Source organism: Vogesella indigofera (assembly GCF_028548395.1).
Classification (GTDB): Bacteria; Pseudomonadota; Gammaproteobacteria; order Burkholderiales; family Chromobacteriaceae; genus Vogesella; species Vogesella indigofera_A.
In genome coordinates this window covers 785,070-800,824 of the sequence record NZ_JAQQLA010000004.1, presented here as the reverse complement: position 1 = coordinate 800,824, position 15,755 = coordinate 785,070, and the positions used below count along the sequence as shown (strand labels likewise).

General features: G+C 67.4%; 13 protein-coding genes. 5 read left to right on the top strand and 8 right to left on the bottom strand.

Features of this window, described 5'->3' with window-relative positions; translation table 11 throughout:
• Positions 1 to 57 precede the first annotated feature (57 nt).
• Together PQU89_RS09505 and PQU89_RS09500 are read left to right on the top strand one after the other, a co-directional pair.
• Entirely contained in the window at positions 58 to 4,182 is a 4,125-nt protein-coding gene (locus tag PQU89_RS09505) for a DEAD/DEAH box helicase (protein WP_272765605.1), read from the top strand.
• 144 nt (positions 4,183 to 4,326) lie between these two features.
• Entirely contained in the window at positions 4,327 to 4,551 is a 225-nt protein-coding gene (locus tag PQU89_RS09500) for an HP1242/YdcH family protein (RefSeq protein WP_047968488.1), read from the top strand.
• Positions 4,552 to 4,615: 64 nt separating this feature from the next.
• Here the strand turns inward: PQU89_RS09500 and PQU89_RS09495 are convergent, their stop codons facing one another.
• Positions 4,616 to 4,897, bottom strand: a complete 282-nt coding sequence (locus PQU89_RS09495; protein WP_272765604.1) for a hypothetical protein — start codon at positions 4,895 to 4,897, stop codon at positions 4,616 to 4,618.
• Between the two features lie 343 nt (positions 4,898 to 5,240).
• On the opposite strand from PQU89_RS09495, the gene PQU89_RS09490 reads away from it, so the two are divergent.
• Together PQU89_RS09490 and PQU89_RS09485 are read left to right on the top strand one after the other, a co-directional pair.
• On the top strand, positions 5,241 to 7,064 hold the full coding sequence (locus PQU89_RS09490; RefSeq protein WP_272765603.1) for a phosphoenolpyruvate carboxykinase (GTP): 1,824 nt from the start codon (positions 5,241 to 5,243) through the stop codon (positions 7,062 to 7,064).
• Between the two features lie 189 nt (positions 7,065 to 7,253).
• Positions 7,254 to 9,113, top strand: a complete 1,860-nt coding sequence (locus PQU89_RS09485) for an ABC transporter ATP-binding protein (RefSeq protein ID WP_272765602.1) — start codon at positions 7,254 to 7,256, stop codon at positions 9,111 to 9,113.
• Between the two features lie 60 nt (positions 9,114 to 9,173).
• On the opposite strand, the gene PQU89_RS09480 is transcribed toward PQU89_RS09485, so the two are convergent.
• The 3 genes from PQU89_RS09480 to PQU89_RS09470 form a co-directional block, all read right to left on the bottom strand.
• Positions 9,174 to 9,818, bottom strand: a complete 645-nt coding sequence (locus PQU89_RS09480; RefSeq protein WP_272765601.1) for a tetratricopeptide repeat protein — start codon at positions 9,816 to 9,818, stop codon at positions 9,174 to 9,176.
• A gap of 32 nt (positions 9,819 to 9,850) precedes the next feature.
• Entirely contained in the window at positions 9,851 to 10,582 is a 732-nt protein-coding gene (locus PQU89_RS09475; RefSeq protein ID WP_272765600.1) for a substrate-binding periplasmic protein, read from the bottom strand.
• A 69-nt stretch (positions 10,583 to 10,651) separates the two neighbouring features.
• The gene (locus PQU89_RS09470; RefSeq protein WP_272756334.1) at positions 10,652 to 10,843 is read right to left on the bottom strand and encodes a Lar family restriction alleviation protein; all 192 of its coding nucleotides are present in this window, start codon (positions 10,841 to 10,843) and stop codon (positions 10,652 to 10,654) included.
• 106 nt (positions 10,844 to 10,949) lie between these two features.
• Between PQU89_RS09470 and PQU89_RS09465 the strand changes: the two genes are divergently transcribed.
• Positions 10,950 to 11,384 carry a PaaI family thioesterase gene (locus PQU89_RS09465; RefSeq protein ID WP_272765599.1) on the top strand — a complete coding sequence of 145 codons (435 nt, stop codon included), beginning with the start codon at positions 10,950 to 10,952 and terminating at the stop codon, positions 11,382 to 11,384.
• A gap of 60 nt (positions 11,385 to 11,444) precedes the next feature.
• Here PQU89_RS09465 and PQU89_RS09460 read toward each other — a convergent pair whose 3' ends face one another.
• The 4 genes from PQU89_RS09460 to PQU89_RS09445 form a co-directional block, all read right to left on the bottom strand.
• A complete protein-coding gene (locus tag PQU89_RS09460) occupies positions 11,445 to 12,095 on the bottom strand; it encodes a YiaD family glycine zipper/OmpA-like lipoprotein (RefSeq protein ID WP_272765598.1) in 651 nt (216 codons plus the stop codon).
• A gap of 256 nt (positions 12,096 to 12,351) precedes the next feature.
• Entirely contained in the window at positions 12,352 to 13,968 is a 1,617-nt protein-coding gene (locus PQU89_RS09455; RefSeq protein WP_272765597.1) for an NAD(P)/FAD-dependent oxidoreductase, read from the bottom strand.
• Positions 13,969 to 14,103: 135 nt separating this feature from the next.
• Entirely contained in the window at positions 14,104 to 14,601 is a 498-nt protein-coding gene (locus tag PQU89_RS09450; protein WP_272756338.1) for a M48 metallopeptidase family protein, read from the bottom strand.
• A gap of 80 nt (positions 14,602 to 14,681) precedes the next feature.
• Positions 14,682 to 15,689, bottom strand: a complete 1,008-nt coding sequence (locus PQU89_RS09445) for a class I SAM-dependent rRNA methyltransferase (RefSeq protein ID WP_272765596.1) — start codon at positions 15,687 to 15,689, stop codon at positions 14,682 to 14,684.
• Between the last annotated feature and the right edge of the window lie 66 nt (positions 15,690 to 15,755).

Here is a 15,755-nt window from a genome sequence, read left to right as displayed (position 1 = left end):
GCATGCCCTTGACCGGGTGTGCGGCTTTTTTGTTTTTGCTTTTCCCGATCGCCGCCAATGACCGATTTGTTTGCCGCCCACACCATTGATCAACTCGCACCGGCGCATCTGGCCGTGCTGCACGCGCTGGCCTTGCTGCCGGCCGGCGAATCCAGGCCCAACCTGCTGACGCTGCTGCAGCTGAACCTGATCCGCGACGAGCAGGGCAAGGCGGTGAACAATGACAAGCTAGGCGAGATCCTCGGCGATCTGGAGCACCAGGGCTGGATCGTGCGCACCGCCGGCCTGCCCTACCGCATCGCGGCGGGCGCGCGCAATACCGTGCTGCTGCAGCTGCTGCACGACCGCCAGGAGCGCACCGCGTGGGACGAGCTGCTCACCGAGCACCTGTCGATGTCGCCGGCGGCGCGCGGCAAGCCCGACCTCGCGCTGATCCAGCTGCGGCTGTGGCTGGCGATCCTGCACGGCCAGGTCGGCGCGGCGCAGGACTGGCTGCAGCGCTACCAGCAGGCGGCGGCCCTGCACAGCGGCAGCCTGCCGCAGGCGCCGTTCAAGCGCCTGTTCGCCAACGCCGCCGGGCGCCAGCTGTTCGACCAGCTGGTCGACGACATCCAGGTGCTGCTGCTGCTGGACTACCTGCCGGAGGCCAACTACCGCTTCGACACCTTCCGCGAAGGCTACCGCTACGCGCTGTCGCGGCTGGACGACGGCTACCGCGACTGGGACCAGCTCACCAGCCTGCTGATGCTGCAGTTCCTGTGGCGCGGCGACATCCAGCGCCTGCTGCAGGAGGCCGCCGCCGGCGAGGGCTTCGCCATCAGCAGCCTGTTCTTTTTGCACACCGTGTCCGGCCGTTACGGCGAGGCCCTGTCCACGCTGCAGCAGTGGCTGGACGAGCTGAAGGCGCAGACGCAGAAGCGCAAGATCGAGCTGCCGGCCGACCTCAACGCCTTCCACTGCATCGCGCTGTTGGGCAGCCCGGACAGCCCGCAGCGCAGCAGCGCGCTGAAGCAGGCGATCAGCAGCGGCATCCGCCAGCATTTCGGCCACAGCTACTACGTGTTGCAGCATCTGGTGCTGCAGCACGAGGGCGGCGCCATCAGCAACAACCTGACGCTGCCGGACGCCTCGACGCTGGCCGGCGTCGACGGCCTGCTGCTGGCGCTGGCGATGTACTGGCTGGACGTGAAGCAGGCGCGCACGCCGCAGTGGCAGGCGGCGCTGCAGAACTTCCGCGAACAGATGCAGGACGAGGGCTACCTGTGGGTGGCCGCCGAGCTAGACGCGCTGCTGGCGGTGCAGTTCGGCCAGCCGCGGCAGCAGCCGGACTGGCACAAGCAGCACCGGCTGAAGCCGCTGCTGGAGGCGTTCCAGCGCCAGGAGGCGTGGCAGCAGGCGCTGCACGCGCTGCGCCAGCTCGGCCCCAACAAGAGCGAAAGCCGCAGCGCGGCGGCGCAGGGCCAGACGCGGCTGGCGTGGCTGCTCAGTGCCGGCGCCCACGGCGTGATGCTGGAAGCGCGCGAGCAGAAACGCTCGGCCAAGAACCAGTGGAGCCGCGGCCGCACCGTGTCGTGGCGGCGCCTGTTCGACGGCGACGACAGCCTCGACTACCTGCTGCCGCAGGACCAGCAGATCATCAAGGTGCTGCGCGCGCAGCACGAGCACCACTACCACGCCAGCAGCATCTACGAGATCGACGCCGAAAAGGCGCTGCCGCAGCTGATCGGCCATCCGGCGGTGTACTGGAGCGACGCGCCGGATGTCGGCATCGACATCGTCGCCGGCAGCGTGGCGCTGCAACTGCAGGAAAGCGGCGAGCTGATCCGCATCAAGCTGGTGCCGGGCAAGATCGCGCCGGACAGCGAGATCGTGTGGGACAAGGCGACGCCGACGCGGCTGGCGGTGTACAGCATCAGCAAGGAGGTGCGCCAGATCGCCACCATCCTCGGCAAGGAGCTGAGCGTGCCGCGCGCGGCCAAGGCGCAACTGCTGGAAGCGGTGCGCGACATCGCGCCGCTGGTGCCGGTACACACCGACATGCCGGAGCTGGCGGCGCACATCGACAGCGTGCCGGCCGACGGCCGCCTCTACGCCCACCTGCTGCCGCTGAGCGAGGGGCTGCGCCTGCAGCTCTTGGTACGGCCGCTGCCGGGCGGCAACTGGTGCAAGCCGGGGCACGGCCTGGAAAACATCGTTGGCGACAGCGACGGCAAGGCGGTGCAGACCCGCCGCAACCTGAAGAAGGAACAGAAGGCGCTGAAGAGCGTGCTGGCCGCCTGTCCGCTCTTGGCCGCCAGCGACAACGACGGCCAGGAGTGGCTGCTGGCCGAGCCGCAGGCGGCGCTGGAAGTGCTGTCCGAACTGCAGGCGCTGGACAGCGCGCTGCTGGAGTGCGTGTGGCCGGAAGGCGAGCGCCTGCGCATCAAGTCGCGCCGCGGCCTGGCGCAACTGAGTCTGGGCATCAAGCAGCAGGGCGACTGGTTCGTGCTCAACGGTGCGCTGCAGCTGGACGACGGCCGCGTGCTGCAGCTGCGCGACCTGCTGGAGCTGATGCGCGAGACGCCGGGCCGCTTCCTCAAGCTCGGCGACGACGACTGGCTGGCGCTGACTGAGGCGATGAAGAAGCGGCTGGAAGAGCTGGCGCTGCTGGCCGACCACGTTGGCCGCGACGGCCTGCGCGTGTCGGCACTGGCCGCCGCGCAGCTGGCGGAGCTGGCCGGCGAGGTCGGCGACTTCGACGCCGACGACGCGTGGCAGGCGCAGGCCGAGCGCCTGCAGTCGCTGCAGGCATTCCAGCCGCAGCTGCCGTCCACGCTGCAGGCCGAGCTGCGCGACTACCAGCGCGACGGCTACGACTGGATGGCGCGACTGGCGCACTGGGGCGTCGGCGCCTGTCTCGCCGACGACATGGGTCTGGGCAAGACGGTACAGACGCTGGCGCTGCTGCTGGCGCGCGCGCCGGGCGGGCCGCAGCTGGTGGTGGCACCGACCTCGGTGGCGCTGAACTGGCTGTCGGAGGCGGCGCGTTTCGCGCCGACGCTGAAGGTGCGCCCGTACCACCAGTTCCGCTCGCTGGTCGACCTCGGGCCGCTGGATCTGGTGGTGGTCAGCTACGGCCTGCTGCAGCAGGACGCCGCCGCCTTTGCCGCCATCGAGTGGCAAAGCGTGGTGCTGGACGAGGCGCAGGCGATCAAGAACGCCGGCACCAAGCGTGCGCAGGCGGTGATGGACCTGCAGGCCGGCTTCCGCCTGGCCGCCAGCGGCACGCCGGTGGAAAATCACCTCGGCGAGCTGTGGAGCCTGTTCCGCTTCCTCAACCCCGGCCTGCTCGGCAGCCAGGAACGCTTCGCGCAGCGCTTCGGCAACCCGATCGAGCGCGGCGACAAGGGCGCGAAAAAGGCGCTCAAGGCGCTGATCCAGCCCTTCATCCTGCGCCGCACCAAGACCCAGGTGCTGGACGAGCTGCCGCCGCGCACCGAGATCACGCGCAAGGTGCCGCTGTCGGCCGACGAGCTGCACCTGTACGAGGCGATGCGCCAGCAGGCGGTGGCCAAGCTGGACGAGCTGAAGGGCGCCGACGGCAAGCAGATGCAGGTGCTGGCCGAGATCACCAAGCTGCGCCGTTTCTGCTGTCATCCGCAGCTGGTGCTGAAGGACAGCACCATCGCCGGCAGCAAGCTGGCGGCGTTTGCCGATATCGCCGACGAACTGCTGGAAAACGGCCACAAGGCGCTGGTGTTCAGCCAGTTTGTCGACCACCTGTCGCTGGTGCGCCAGCATCTGGACGCGCGCGGCGTCGCCTACCAGTATCTGGACGGCACCACCCCGGCCAAGGCGCGCAAGGAGCGCGTCGACGCCTTCCAGCGCGGCGAGGGCGACATCTTCCTGATCAGCCTGAAGGCCGGCGGTACCGGCCTGAACCTGACCGCCGCCGACTACGTGATCCACCTCGACCCGTGGTGGAACCCCGCGGTGGAGGACCAGGCCTCCGACCGCGCCTACCGCATGGGGCAGCAGCGGCCGGTGACCATCTACCGGCTGGTGGCGGAGCACACCATCGAGGAACAGATCGTGGCGCTGCACGCCGCCAAGCGCGACCTGGCCGACAGCCTGCTGGAAGGCGGCGACGTCAGCGCGCGGCTGGATGCCGACGCGTTGCTGGCGCTGCTCAAGGGCGCCTGAGCACGGGTGGCGCCGGCCTGCCGGCGCTACCATGCATACGGCATTGGCCTTGCTTGCGCTGGATCAAGTCGGAGGGCGCTGGCGGGCGTAGCATGAAATCGACAGCCTGTTTCAGGCAACGACCCACCCACAAGGAGCTTGCCCATGTTTCCAGAATTCCGCGACCTGATTTCCCAGCTGAAAACCGAAGACAGCCGCTTCAGCCGTCTGTTCGACAAGCACAACGAGCTTGACCAGCAGATCAAGAACATGGAAGCGCACATCACCCCGGCCACGCCGCTGGAGATCGAGACCCTGAAAAAGGAAAAGCTGCAGCTGAAGGACGAGCTGTACGTGATCCTGAAGAGTGCCTCGGTCAGCGCCGGCTGATTGCTGCCGGCCATGAAAAAACCGCCTGATGCACAGGCGGTTTTTTTTATGGCTGGCCGGCGGCTTAAGCGGTCAGGGCAGCCAGCAGCGTGTCCGGCTGGCTGTGGCCGTCCAGCAGCAGGCGGATGCGGTTGAAGGTGGTGCTGGCCAGCTGCGGGTGCTTGGCAAACGGTACCAGGCCGTCGTGCGGCCAGCCGGCGGCCAGCAGCACCTGCTTGCGGAAGATGCTGCCGGCGACACCGCCGCCGCCCATCTGCATCAGCTGCTGTTCGATCAGGGTGTGCGGAAACGGGGTACGGCGCAGGGTGCTGAAGTGATCGGGGTGCACTGCTTCGTCAAAGGCCATGTCTGCTCCTTGGTGGCTTGTCATTGTCATTGCATTGAACACGCGATGGCCGTCGCCGGCAAGTGTTGTCGCTGCCGGCTGACGCCGGGTTGGGTGCGCGGCGGCTTGCGGCCAACCTTGTGCGGTGCTGGTGGGTGTAGTTTTACGCTTACGTAACCCGGTGCTTACGTCACCGGCTTTACCGGATTTTTTTGTTTTTCGTGCAACAAATCCCTGTTTGCCGTGCAAAAACTTGGTGTTGTTTGCGTTTTGGCAGGTCGGGATGAACCTCGCCGACTACAAATCGGCGACAATAACAGACTCGGTTGTCCCCCTCTGTCCATCCCTGTTGTCGAGGTTTGTCATGTCGCTGCAAGCACCGTCCTATATTCAGCATTCCGAACTCATCGCCTGGGTTGCCCAAGTGGCTGCCCTGACCAAACCGGCCGCCATTCACTGGGTGGATGGTTCGGCAGAAGAAAACGAGCAGTTGCTGGCGCAAATGGTCAAGGCCGGTACCCTGACCCGCCTCAACCCGGCCAAGCGCGCCAATTCCTACGCCGCCTTCTCCGACCCGTCCGACGTGGCGCGGGTGGAAGACCGCACCTATGTCTGCAGCGCGCACAAGGCCGACGCCGGCCCCAACAACAACTGGATGGCGCCGGACGAGATGCGCGGCACGCTGAACGGCTTGTTCGACGGCTGCATGGCCGGCCGCACCATGTACGTGATCCCGTTCAGCATGGGCCCGCTGGGTAGCCCGATCGCGCACATCGGCATCGAGATCACCGATTCGCCGTACGTGGTGGCGTCGATGCGCATCATGACGCGCATGGGCCGTGCGGTGTACGAGGTGCTGGGCAAGGATGGTGACTTCGTGCCCTGCGTGCACTCGGTGGGCGCGCCGCTGGCCGCCGGAGCGGCCGACAAGCCGTGGCCGTGCAATCCGGACACCAAGTACATTGTGCACTTCCCGGAGTCGCGCGAGATCTGGTCCTACGGCTCCGGCTACGGCGGCAACGCGCTCTTGGGCAAGAAGTGCTTCGCGCTGCGCATCGCCTCCACCATGGGCCGCGACCAGGGCTGGCTGGCCGAGCACATGCTGATCCTCGGCGTGGAAAGCCCGCAGGGCGAGAAGTCCTATGTCGCGGCGGCCTTCCCCAGCGCCTGTGGCAAGACCAACTTCGCCATGCTGATCCCGCCGAAGAGCTACCACGGCTGGAAGGTCAGCACCGTCGGCGACGACATCGCCTGGATCAAACCGGGTGCCGACGGCAAGCTGTACGCGATCAACCCGGAAAATGGCTACTTCGGCGTGGCGCCGGGCACCTCGGTGAAATCCAACCCCAACGCGATGGCGATGTTGCACGAGAACGTGATCTTCACCAACGTGGCGCTGACCGACGACGGCGACGTGTGGTGGGAAGGCATGACCAAGGAAGCACCGGCGCACCTCACCGACTGGCAGGGCCAGGACTGGACGCCGGCCATCGCCAAGGAAACCGGGCGCAAGGCGGCGCACCCGAACGCGCGCTTCACCGTGTCGGCCCAGCAGTGCCCGTCGCTGGACGCGGCGTGGAACGACCCGGCCGGGGTGCCGATTTCGGCCTTCATCTTCGGCGGCCGCCGCTCCTCCACCGTGCCGCTGGTGTTCCAGGCTGCCGGCTGGGCCGAGGGCGTGTACATGGCGGCGACCATGGGTTCGGAAACCACCGCCGCCGCCTTTGGCGCGCAGGGTGTCACCCGCCGCGACCCGTTCGCGATGCTGCCGTTCTGCGGTTACCACATGGGCGACTACTTCCAGCACTGGCTGGACATCGGCCAGCGCGTCAGCCAGGCACCGGGCATCTTCTGCGTCAACTGGTTCCGCACCGACGCCGACGGCAAGTTCCTGTGGCCGGGCTTCGGTGACAACATGCGCGTGTTGGAGTGGATCGTCGGCCGCGTACAGGGCCGCGCCGAGGCGGTGTCCGGCCCGCTGGGCTGGGTGCCGGAACACGGCCACCTGAACTGGGACGGGCTGGACGAGGTCACCGCCGAGCGCTTTGCCGCGCTGATGGCGCTGGACCACGCCACCTGGCAGCACGAGCTGGCGGCGCACGACGAATGGTTCGCCAAGCTGGCCGACCGCCTGCCGCCGGCACTGGCGGCGCAGCGTACCCGCCTCAGCGCGGCGCTGATCGCCTGACGTCCGGCGTTACTGCGCAAAACGGCTGCCCGCGGGCAGCCGTTTTTGTTTGCGGCCAACCTTGGCCGGCTGCGCTACAGTGCGATAAAGAAGTTGCGTATCGATACGCTTAACGCTATTGTCATTGGCCCGTTTTATAACCTGTACTGGCATAACCTTGCTGTTATGTCGGGAAAAGGAGTGTTCTTTATGTTGTCATGGTTCGAAAGCCGGGTGAATCCGTATCCGGAGACCCCGCCCGCGCAACCGCCGCAAGGCTTCTTTCCGTTCATCTGGGCGGCCACCGCCGGCACGCGGCCACTGATCCTGGCGATGACCACGTTCACCGCCTGCATCGGCGCCTTCGAGGCTCTGCTGTTCTCCATGCTCGGCTCGGTGGTGGACTGGCTGGGCAAGGTGCCGCCGGCGCTGCTGTGGCAGGAACAGAAGCACAACCTGCTGCTCTTGGCCGGCATCCTGCTGGCCAGCCCGCTGCTGATCGCCTTGCAGGCGATGTGCAAATACCAGGGCCTGGCCGGCAACTTCCCGATGCGGCTGCGCTGGATCTACCACCGCCACCTGCTCGGCCAGAGCATGAGCTTCTACCAGGACGAGTTCGCCGGCCGGGTGTCGGCCAAGGTGATGCAGACCGCGCTGGCGGTACGCGACACGGTGATGATCGTCACCGATATCCTGGTATTCGTGGTGATCTACTTTGTCACCATGATCGCGGTGGTCGGCAGCTTCGATACCGCGCTGCTGTGGCCATTCATCGGCTGGCTGCTGCTGTACGTGGCGACGCTGGCCTACTTCGTGCCGCGGCTGGGCAAGGCCGCCAGCGCGCAGGCCGACGCGCGCAGCCTGATGACCGGGCGCATCACCGACGCCTACACCAATATCGCCACCGTGAAGCTGTTCTCGCACGGCCAGCGCGAGGCCGGCTTTGCCCGCGGCGCGATGCAGGAATTCTTGGCCACCGCCTACCGCCAGATGCGGCTGGTCAGCGGCTTCGAGATCGTCAACCACCTGCTGAGCATGCTGCTGATCGCCAGCACCGCCGGCGCCACCCTGTGGCTGTGGACGCGCGGCGCGGTCGGCGTCGGCGCGGTGGCGGCGGCCACCGCGATGGCGCTGCGCCTGAACGGCATCTCGCACTGGATCATGTGGGAGATGTCCAGCCTGTTCGAGCACATCGGCACGGTGCAGGACGGCATCAACACCCTGTCGCGCGCGGTGGCGATCAAGGACGCGCCGCAGGCGCTGCCGCTCAAGGTTGGCCGCGGCGAGGTGCGCTTCGAGCAGGTCAGCTTCAGCTACGGCGGCACGCGCACGGTGATCGACGAGCTGTCGCTGACCATCCGCCCCGGCGAGAAGATCGGCCTGGTCGGCCGCAGCGGCGCCGGCAAGTCCACCATCGTCAACCTGCTGCTGCGCTTCTACGACGTGGAAAGCGGCCGCATCCTGATCGACGGCCAGGACGTCGCGCAGGTGACGCAGGACAGCCTGCGCGCGCAGGTGGGCATGGTGACGCAGGACACCTCGCTGCTGCACCGCTCGGTGCGCGACAACCTGCTGTACGGCCGCAACGACGCCAGCGACGCGCAGATGATCGCCGCCGCCGAGCGTGCCGAGGCGCACGAATTCATCCAGACGCTGACCGACCCGAAAGGGCGCAGCGGCTACGACGCCCACGTCGGCGAGCGCGGCGTGAAGCTGTCCGGCGGCCAGCGGCAGCGGGTGGCGATTGCACGGGTGATGCTGAAGGACGCGCCGATCCTGCTGCTGGACGAGGCCACCAGCGCGCTGGATTCGGAGGTGGAGGCGGCGATCCAGCGCAGCCTGTACCGGCTGATGGAGGGCAAGACCGTGGTAGCCATCGCGCACCGGCTGTCGACCATCGCGGCGATGGACCGCCTGATCGTGCTGGACAAGGGCCGTATCGTGGAGGAAGGCGACCACGCCAGCCTGCTGGCGCGCGGCGGCCTGTACGCACGGCTGTGGGCGCACCAGAGCGGTGGCTTCCTCGGTGAGGAGGCGGAGGACGACGAGACGGTGCTCAGCCTCGGCTGAACGCGTCGCAGACCAAAACGGCGGGGTTTCCCCGCCGTTTTGCATGCTGCCGGCCGCCGGCTACAGTGCCTGGCCGCTGATCTGTTTCGCCAGCTCGATCGCCTTCAGCGTGGCGGCGACATCGCCCTGCACCCCGGCCTTGGCGTACCAGCGGATCGCGCTTTCCAGGTCGCGGCGCACGCCGTGGCCGTACTCGTACATGCTGGCGATCAGGTATTGCGCGCCGGCGTCACCCTGCTCCGCGGCCTTTTCATACCAGTAGGCGGCGCGGGCGTAGTCCTGCGGCGCGCCGCGGCCGAGGAAGAACTGGGTGCCGAGGTCGATCTGCGCCACGATCAGGCCGTGGTTGGCCGCGCGGTCGAACCAGTAGGTGGCGCGCGTCAGCGACTTGGGTACCGCGTCGCCGTTCTCGTACAGGATGCCCAGCGCGTGTTCGGCTTGCGGTAGCTCTTTCTCCGCGGCGCGGCGCAGCCAGTACAGCGCCTTGGGCTTGCTGGTGGCGACGGCCTCGCCGCGCCAGTACAGCATCGCCAGATTGAAGGCGGCGACGCGGTCGCCGGCGCCGGCGGCCTCCTCGAAGTGCTGGCGCGCGCTGGCCAGCTTGCCGTCGTGGTAGTCCTGCCAGCCGGGTACCGGCGGCGGCTCGGCGGCCAACGTGGGTGTCGCACCCAGTATCAGGCACAGCAGCAAAGACAGATGTCGCATGGCGTCCCCCTTCCTGTCCGGAGCGGGTGCGCTTACAAGCCCCAGCGCCGGTAAATGGCGTCCAGCTTGCCGGCACGCTGCAGGCGCTGCAGCGCGCTGGCAAAGCGTTGTGCCCGCGCGCTGTCGCCCTTGGCAAAGGCGACATAGCGCGGCATTTCCACCAGCGGGCGCGGCAGGATGCGTACCTGCTGTTCTGCTCGCTGTTCGCGCACGAAGTGCATCAGTTGCAGGCGGTCGCCGACGATGATGTCGATGCGGCCGGCCAGCAGCATGGCGACCAGCTGGCGCGGATTCTGCGCGCTGCTGTCGCGCACCAGCGCGAAGCTGTCGAAGGCGGCCTCGTAGGCGTAGCCGCTGACCTGGCCGACGACATACGGCGCCAGATCGTCCAGCCGGCGCCAGTCGACCAGCGGCAGCTTGCGCGTGGTCATGAACACGGTGGCGCCGCTGCGCAGCGGGCCGACCAGCTCGTACTGCGCCTTGCGTTCCGGGGTGCCGGCGAACTGGAACGCCATCTCGGCATCGCCCAGCGCCAGCATCTGCTTCACCCGTGCCCACGGATACAGCCGCAGCTGGTATTCGATGCCGGCCTCGTGCAGCACCGCCTGCACCACTTCCACGTCCAGCCCGCGCGGCTGCGGGTCTTCGCCGTACTGGAAACTGTACGGCGCGAACTGCTCGTCGCCGACCACGCGCCAGCCGCCGGCCAGCGCCGGCAGTGCCGCACTCAGCAGCAGGCAGAACAGGAAAAAGCGCACAGGCATCTCCGACCGTATCCTGATTTCATGCTAGACCATGGCCGGCACAATGCCCGCATCCGCTGTCGGCATGGCTCAGCGGATCTTGTTCCAGTTGGCGATCGCTTCCTTGCGATTGTCGGCCTGCGAGCCGATCGCCGAGCAGGTGCCCTGGCCGGCGTAGCGCGAGCACTGCACCCAGAAACGGCGCGAGCCGGCTTTGACCACCTCGGCGGGGGCGCCGCACTTGTGGCAGGGCTTGGGGGTAACGGGCGTGATGTCGCTCATGTTCGGCTCGCTGGATAAGGGAAAGGGACGGCGATGATACCGCAAAGCCTGCGGCCAACGTGGTCGGCTGTTAAGCTGCTTACTTCACTGTAGTCAGGGATGGCAGATGATGCATGGCGACACGGCAGCACGCATGACCCCGCAGGCCTTTCAGGCGCTGATCGACGAGGCGCTGCCGCTGTGCGCGCTGTTCGGCATCCGCTGCGAGCACATCGGCTACGGCCGGGCCCGGCTGCGCATGCGGTTCGACCCGGCGCAGACCCGCCCCGGCGGTACCGTCGCCGGTCCGGCGCAGATGGCGATTGCCGATGCCACGCTGTATGCGGTGGTGCTGGGCATGATCGGCCCGGTGGAGCTGGCGGTGACCACCAGCCTCAACATCAATTTCCTGCGCAAGCCGCCGCCGGCGGACATCATCGCCGAAGGCCGCATCCTCAAGCTGGGGCAGCGGCTGGCGGTGGGCGAGGTGCTGCTGTACTCCGACGGCGCTGCCGAGCCGGTGGCGCACGTCAGCGGCACCTACTCCATTCCGCCGCGCTGAGCGCAAAAAAAACCGCCCCTGGCGCATGGCGGCAGGGGCGGTGGCGGCCGTACTGACGGCTTACTGCTTGATCGGATCGATGGCGATTTCGACGCGGCGGTTCTTGGCGCGGCCTTCGGCGGTGCCGTTGTCGGCTACCGGCTGGCTGGAGGCGTAACCGACGCTGCGGATGCGCGCGGCGGCGACGCCACGCTGCTGCAGCACGCTGGCCACGGCGGCGGCACGGCGCTCGGACAGGCTCTGGTTCAGCGCCTGGCTGCCGGTGCTGTCGGTGTGGCCGGCCACCACCATGGTGGTGTCGGCGTACTGTGCCAGCACGCCGGCCACGTCACCCAGCGTCTTCACCGCGCCGCTGCCCAGTGTGGCGCTGCCGGTGGCGAAGGTGATGTTTTCCGGCATTACCAGCTTGATCTGGTCGCCGACGCGCTGCACCTGCACCTGGCTGTTGGCCAGTTTTTCGCGCAGCAGTTTTTCCTGGTAGTCCATGTAGGCGCCGACACCGGCACCCAGCGCGCCGCAGGCCAGTGCCGAGTTGCGTGCGCCTTTGCCGCCATGGGTCAGCGCGCCGACGATACCGCAGGCTGCGGCGGCGCCGAGGCCGTAGGTGGCGGTCTTGCTCATTTCACTCTGGCCGGTTTGCGGATTGACTGCACAACCGGTAACGGCGACGGCGAGGCTGGCGATGGCCAGCGATTTGATGGAAAGCTTCACGGTAGTTCCTTTGCAAGCAAGGGTTTCAACAGGTAGGCGCCCGATACGTGCCGGGCGCTGGTTATGACCCGGTTGGTGGCAAGGACCGGTGTGTGGCCCTGCGGCCAACCTTGGTTTTAGCACGTCAGACTAACAATTGCCGTGACGTGACTCGTGTGCATACGGGCGTTTTACCACGGCCGCCAGGCGGTCGCAGCAAAAAATGCGGCGCGCCAGCCGGGCGCGCCGCATTTCGACAGGGATGGCCGGTACGGGTTCAGTGCAGGCCGAGCATGCTTTTCGCCACCGCCTCGGCGATGCGGATGCCGTCGACGCCGGCCGACAGGATGCCGCCGGCGTAACCGGCGCCTTCGCCGGCCGGATACAGGCCGCGCACGTTCAGGCTCTGCAGGTCGTCGCCGCGGGTGATGCGCAGCGGCGAGCTGGTACGCGTCTCCAGCCCGGTCAGCACCGCGTCGTGCATCGCGTAGCCGCGGATCTGGCGGTCGAACGCCGGCAGCGCCTCGCGCATCGCCTCCACCGCGTACGGCGGCAGGATGCTGGCCAGGTCGCTCATCTTCACCCCCGGCTGGTACGACGGCTCCACTTCACCCAGTTGCGTCGACGGCTTGCCGGCGAGGAAGTCGCCGACCAGCTGCGCCGGCGCCTCGTAGTTCTCGCCGCCGAGCTTGAACGCCAGCTCTTCCAGCTGCCGCTGTAGCGCGATGCCGGCCAGCGGGCCGTCGCCCGGGTAGTCTTCCGGCGTAATGCTGACCACCAGAGCCGAGTTGGCGTTGCGCTCGTTGCGCGAGTACTGGCTCATGCCGTTGGTGACCAGCCGCCCCGGTTCGGAGGCGGCGGCGACCACGGTGCCGCCCGGGCACATGCAGAAGCTGTACACCGCGCGGCCGTTCTTGGCGTGGTGCACCAGCTTGTAGTCGGCGGCGCCGAGGATAGGGTGGCCGGCGTGCTTGCCGTGACGCGCCTTGTCGATCAGCGACTGCGGGTGCTCGATGCGGCAGCCGATGGAGAACGGCTTGGCTTCCATGTACACGCCGCGCGCGTGCAGCATCTCGAAGGTGTCGCGCGCGCTGTGGCCCAGCGCCAGCACCACGTGCTCGGACAGCAGCTGTTCGCCGTTATCCAGCACCACGCCGCGCAGCTGCTGCTGGTCGCCGTCGCCGTCCAGCAGCAGGTCGGTGACCTTGTGCTCGAAGCGGATCTCGCCACCCAGTTCGATGATGGTGGCGCGCATCTTCTCCACCATGGTCACCAGCTTGAAGGTGCCGATGTGCGGCTTGGCGACGTAGACGATCTCCTCCGGTGCGCCGGCCTTGACGAACTCGTCGATCACCTTGCGACCGAGGTAGCGCGGGTCCTTGATCTGGCTGTACAGCTTGCCGTCGGAGAAGGTGCCGGCGCCGCCTTCGCCGTACTGCACGTTGGATTCCGGGTTCAGCACGTTCTTGCGCCACAGGCCCCAGGTGTCCTTGGTGCGCTGGCGCACTTCCTTGCCGCGTTCCAGCACGATGGGCTTGAAGCCCATCTGCGCCAGGATCAGCGCGGCGAAGATGCCGCAGGGGCCGAAACCGACCACCAGCGGCCGGCACGGCAGCGTCGCCGGCGCCTGGCCGACGTAGTAGTAGTTCATGTCCGGCGTGGCGCCGACGTGCGGGTCGCCCTTGAATTTTTTCAGCAGCGCGTCCTCGCCGGCGATGTCCAGATCGACGATGTAGATCAGCTGCTGCGAGGAGCGGCGCGCGTCGTAGCTGCGCTTGAAAACGGTGAGCGCGCGGATGGCGCTGTCGGGCACGCCGAGGCGGGCACAGACGGCCTCGCGCAGCGCGGAGTCATGGTGGTCAAGCGGCAGCTTGATTTCGGCGAGTCGCAACATAATCGGGCTTTCATGGGCGGCGGGTAGTGCCGCAAATCGTTGTCAAATCAACAGGGTGCGTATTGTAGGCGAGCGGATGGGCGATGTCAGCAGGACCAGGGTTGGCCGCAAGGCGTTGCGGCCAACCTTGTCGCCTCAGCGTTCCAGCTCGCGCGCGGTCAGCCACAGCCGGGTGTCGAACTCCAGCTGGTGGTAATCGGGCAGCATGTGGCAGCACAGCTGGTAGAACGCCTTGTCGTGGTTCTTTTCCTTCAGGTGCGCCAGCTCGTGCACCACGATCATCTGCAGGAACGGCTCCGGCGCCTCGCGGAACAGGGTGGCGATGCGGATCTCGTTCTTGGCTTTCAGCTTGCCGCCCTGCACCCGTGACACGAAGGCATTGGTGCCCAGCGTGCCGTTGACCGGGTGCATGTTGTTGTCGTATTGCACCTTGGCCAGCGGCGGCGCGTTCTTCAGGTAGCGCTGCTTCAGCGCCATCACGTAGTCGTACAGCGCGCGGTCGGTGCCGGCGTCGTGGCGCTCGGGATAGCGGCGGGCGAGCCACTGGCCGAGCTGGCCCTGGTCCAGCAGCGCGCGCACCTTGTCCAGCAGTTCGGCGGGATAGGCTTGCAGATAGGTCAGCGGCTGGCTCATGAGGGTCGTGCTCGATCTCGGGTCGTTGAAACAGGGACAGCGCCCGGCGGGCGCTGTCGCGGCTGGCAGTGGGGCGGCGCTTAGACGTGCAGCAGCGCCATCTTCAGCGGATGCTTGCCGTCAAACGACGGGAAGTCGGCTTCCGGGGTAATCCACTCCACGTCGCGCACGGTGCGGCCAACCTTGGCGGCGCTGCGCTTGAGCTGGTCCAGCCAGGCGTCGGCATCGACCTGCGCCACGTTGTTGCAGCAGATGATGATGCCGCCCTCGGCGGTGGTCAGCAGCGCCGGCTTGAACAGCGCGGCGTAGTCGTTGATCAGGTCGACCACGCCGAACGGGCTCTTGGCGTAGCGCGGCGGATCGAGGAACACCAGGTCAAACTGGCGCGCTTCCAGCGGCTGGAACGGTGGCATTTTCTTGCCGCGCACCATCTTCGCCTGGCCGAGGCCGGACAGCTGGCGGATGGCCGGGAAGAAGTCGCTCTGCACGCAGCGCGGGCGGGTGGCCAGGGTGTTGAGCTTGGCGTTGCCGCGCGCCACGCGCAGGCTGGATTCGGCAAAGTCGACGTTCATCACGAAGCTGGCGCCGGCCTTGGCGGCGGCGACGCCGACACCGCCGGTGTAGGCGAACAGGTTGAGCACGCTCTTGCCTTCCGCCAGCTGCATCACGCGGCGGCGGCCGGCGCGCAGGTCGAGGAACAGCCATGGGTCCTGACCGTCGTGACGCGCCTCGAAGTGGTAGTTGACGCCCAGCTCGCTGATCACGCGCGGCTGTTGCGCCTCGACCAGTTCTTCCTCGCTCAGCGCGTTGCCGATGCGCGAATTGCTGCCGCTGCGGTCGTTGTACACCGCGTGCAGGCCCAGCGGCGCGTAGTGGTCGAGGATGGTCTGGTGCTCTTCGTCGCTGAGCGGGGTGTGGAAGGTCTGGATCAGCAGCACATCGCCGTAACGGTCGATGGTGAGGCCGTCGCGACCTTCGACGCTGCCGTGAAACAGGCGGTAGGCATTGGTGTTTTCGTCTTGCAGTTGCGCCAGCAGCGCGGTGCGCTGGGCATCGGCGGCTTGCAGCAGGGGCAGCAGTGTGGACATGGCTTCTCGCAATTCCTGAAAAAAGTGCGGCCGGTGGTCATCTTGCCCCGGCCGAGAATGGCGGAA

What these genes read in the sequence shown, in the direction of transcription:
- PQU89_RS09505 (WP_272765605.1), top strand. Translation starts at nt 58, where the DNA reads ATGACCGATTTGTTTGCCGCCCACACCATTGATCAACTCGCACCGGCG.
- PQU89_RS09500 (WP_047968488.1), top strand. Translation starts at nt 4,327, where the DNA reads ATGTTTCCAGAATTCCGCGACCTGATTTCCCAGCTGAAAACCGAAGAC.
- PQU89_RS09495 (WP_272765604.1), bottom strand. Translation starts at nt 4,897, where the DNA reads ATGGCCTTTGACGAAGCAGTGCACCCCGATCACTTCAGCACCCTGCGC.
- PQU89_RS09490 (WP_272765603.1), top strand. Translation starts at nt 5,241, where the DNA reads ATGTCGCTGCAAGCACCGTCCTATATTCAGCATTCCGAACTCATCGCC.
- PQU89_RS09485 (WP_272765602.1), top strand. Translation starts at nt 7,254, where the DNA reads ATGTTGTCATGGTTCGAAAGCCGGGTGAATCCGTATCCGGAGACCCCG.
- PQU89_RS09480 (WP_272765601.1), bottom strand. Translation starts at nt 9,818, where the DNA reads ATGCGACATCTGTCTTTGCTGCTGTGCCTGATACTGGGTGCGACACCC.
- PQU89_RS09475 (WP_272765600.1), bottom strand. Translation starts at nt 10,582, where the DNA reads ATGCCTGTGCGCTTTTTCCTGTTCTGCCTGCTGCTGAGTGCGGCACTG.
- PQU89_RS09470 (WP_272756334.1), bottom strand. Translation starts at nt 10,843, where the DNA reads ATGAGCGACATCACGCCCGTTACCCCCAAGCCCTGCCACAAGTGCGGC.
- PQU89_RS09465 (WP_272765599.1), top strand. Translation starts at nt 10,950, where the DNA reads ATGATGCATGGCGACACGGCAGCACGCATGACCCCGCAGGCCTTTCAG.
- PQU89_RS09455 (WP_272765597.1), bottom strand. Translation starts at nt 13,968, where the DNA reads ATGTTGCGACTCGCCGAAATCAAGCTGCCGCTTGACCACCATGACTCC.
- PQU89_RS09450 (WP_272756338.1), bottom strand. Translation starts at nt 14,601, where the DNA reads ATGAGCCAGCCGCTGACCTATCTGCAAGCCTATCCCGCCGAACTGCTG.
- PQU89_RS09445 (WP_272765596.1), bottom strand. Translation starts at nt 15,689, where the DNA reads ATGTCCACACTGCTGCCCCTGCTGCAAGCCGCCGATGCCCAGCGCACC.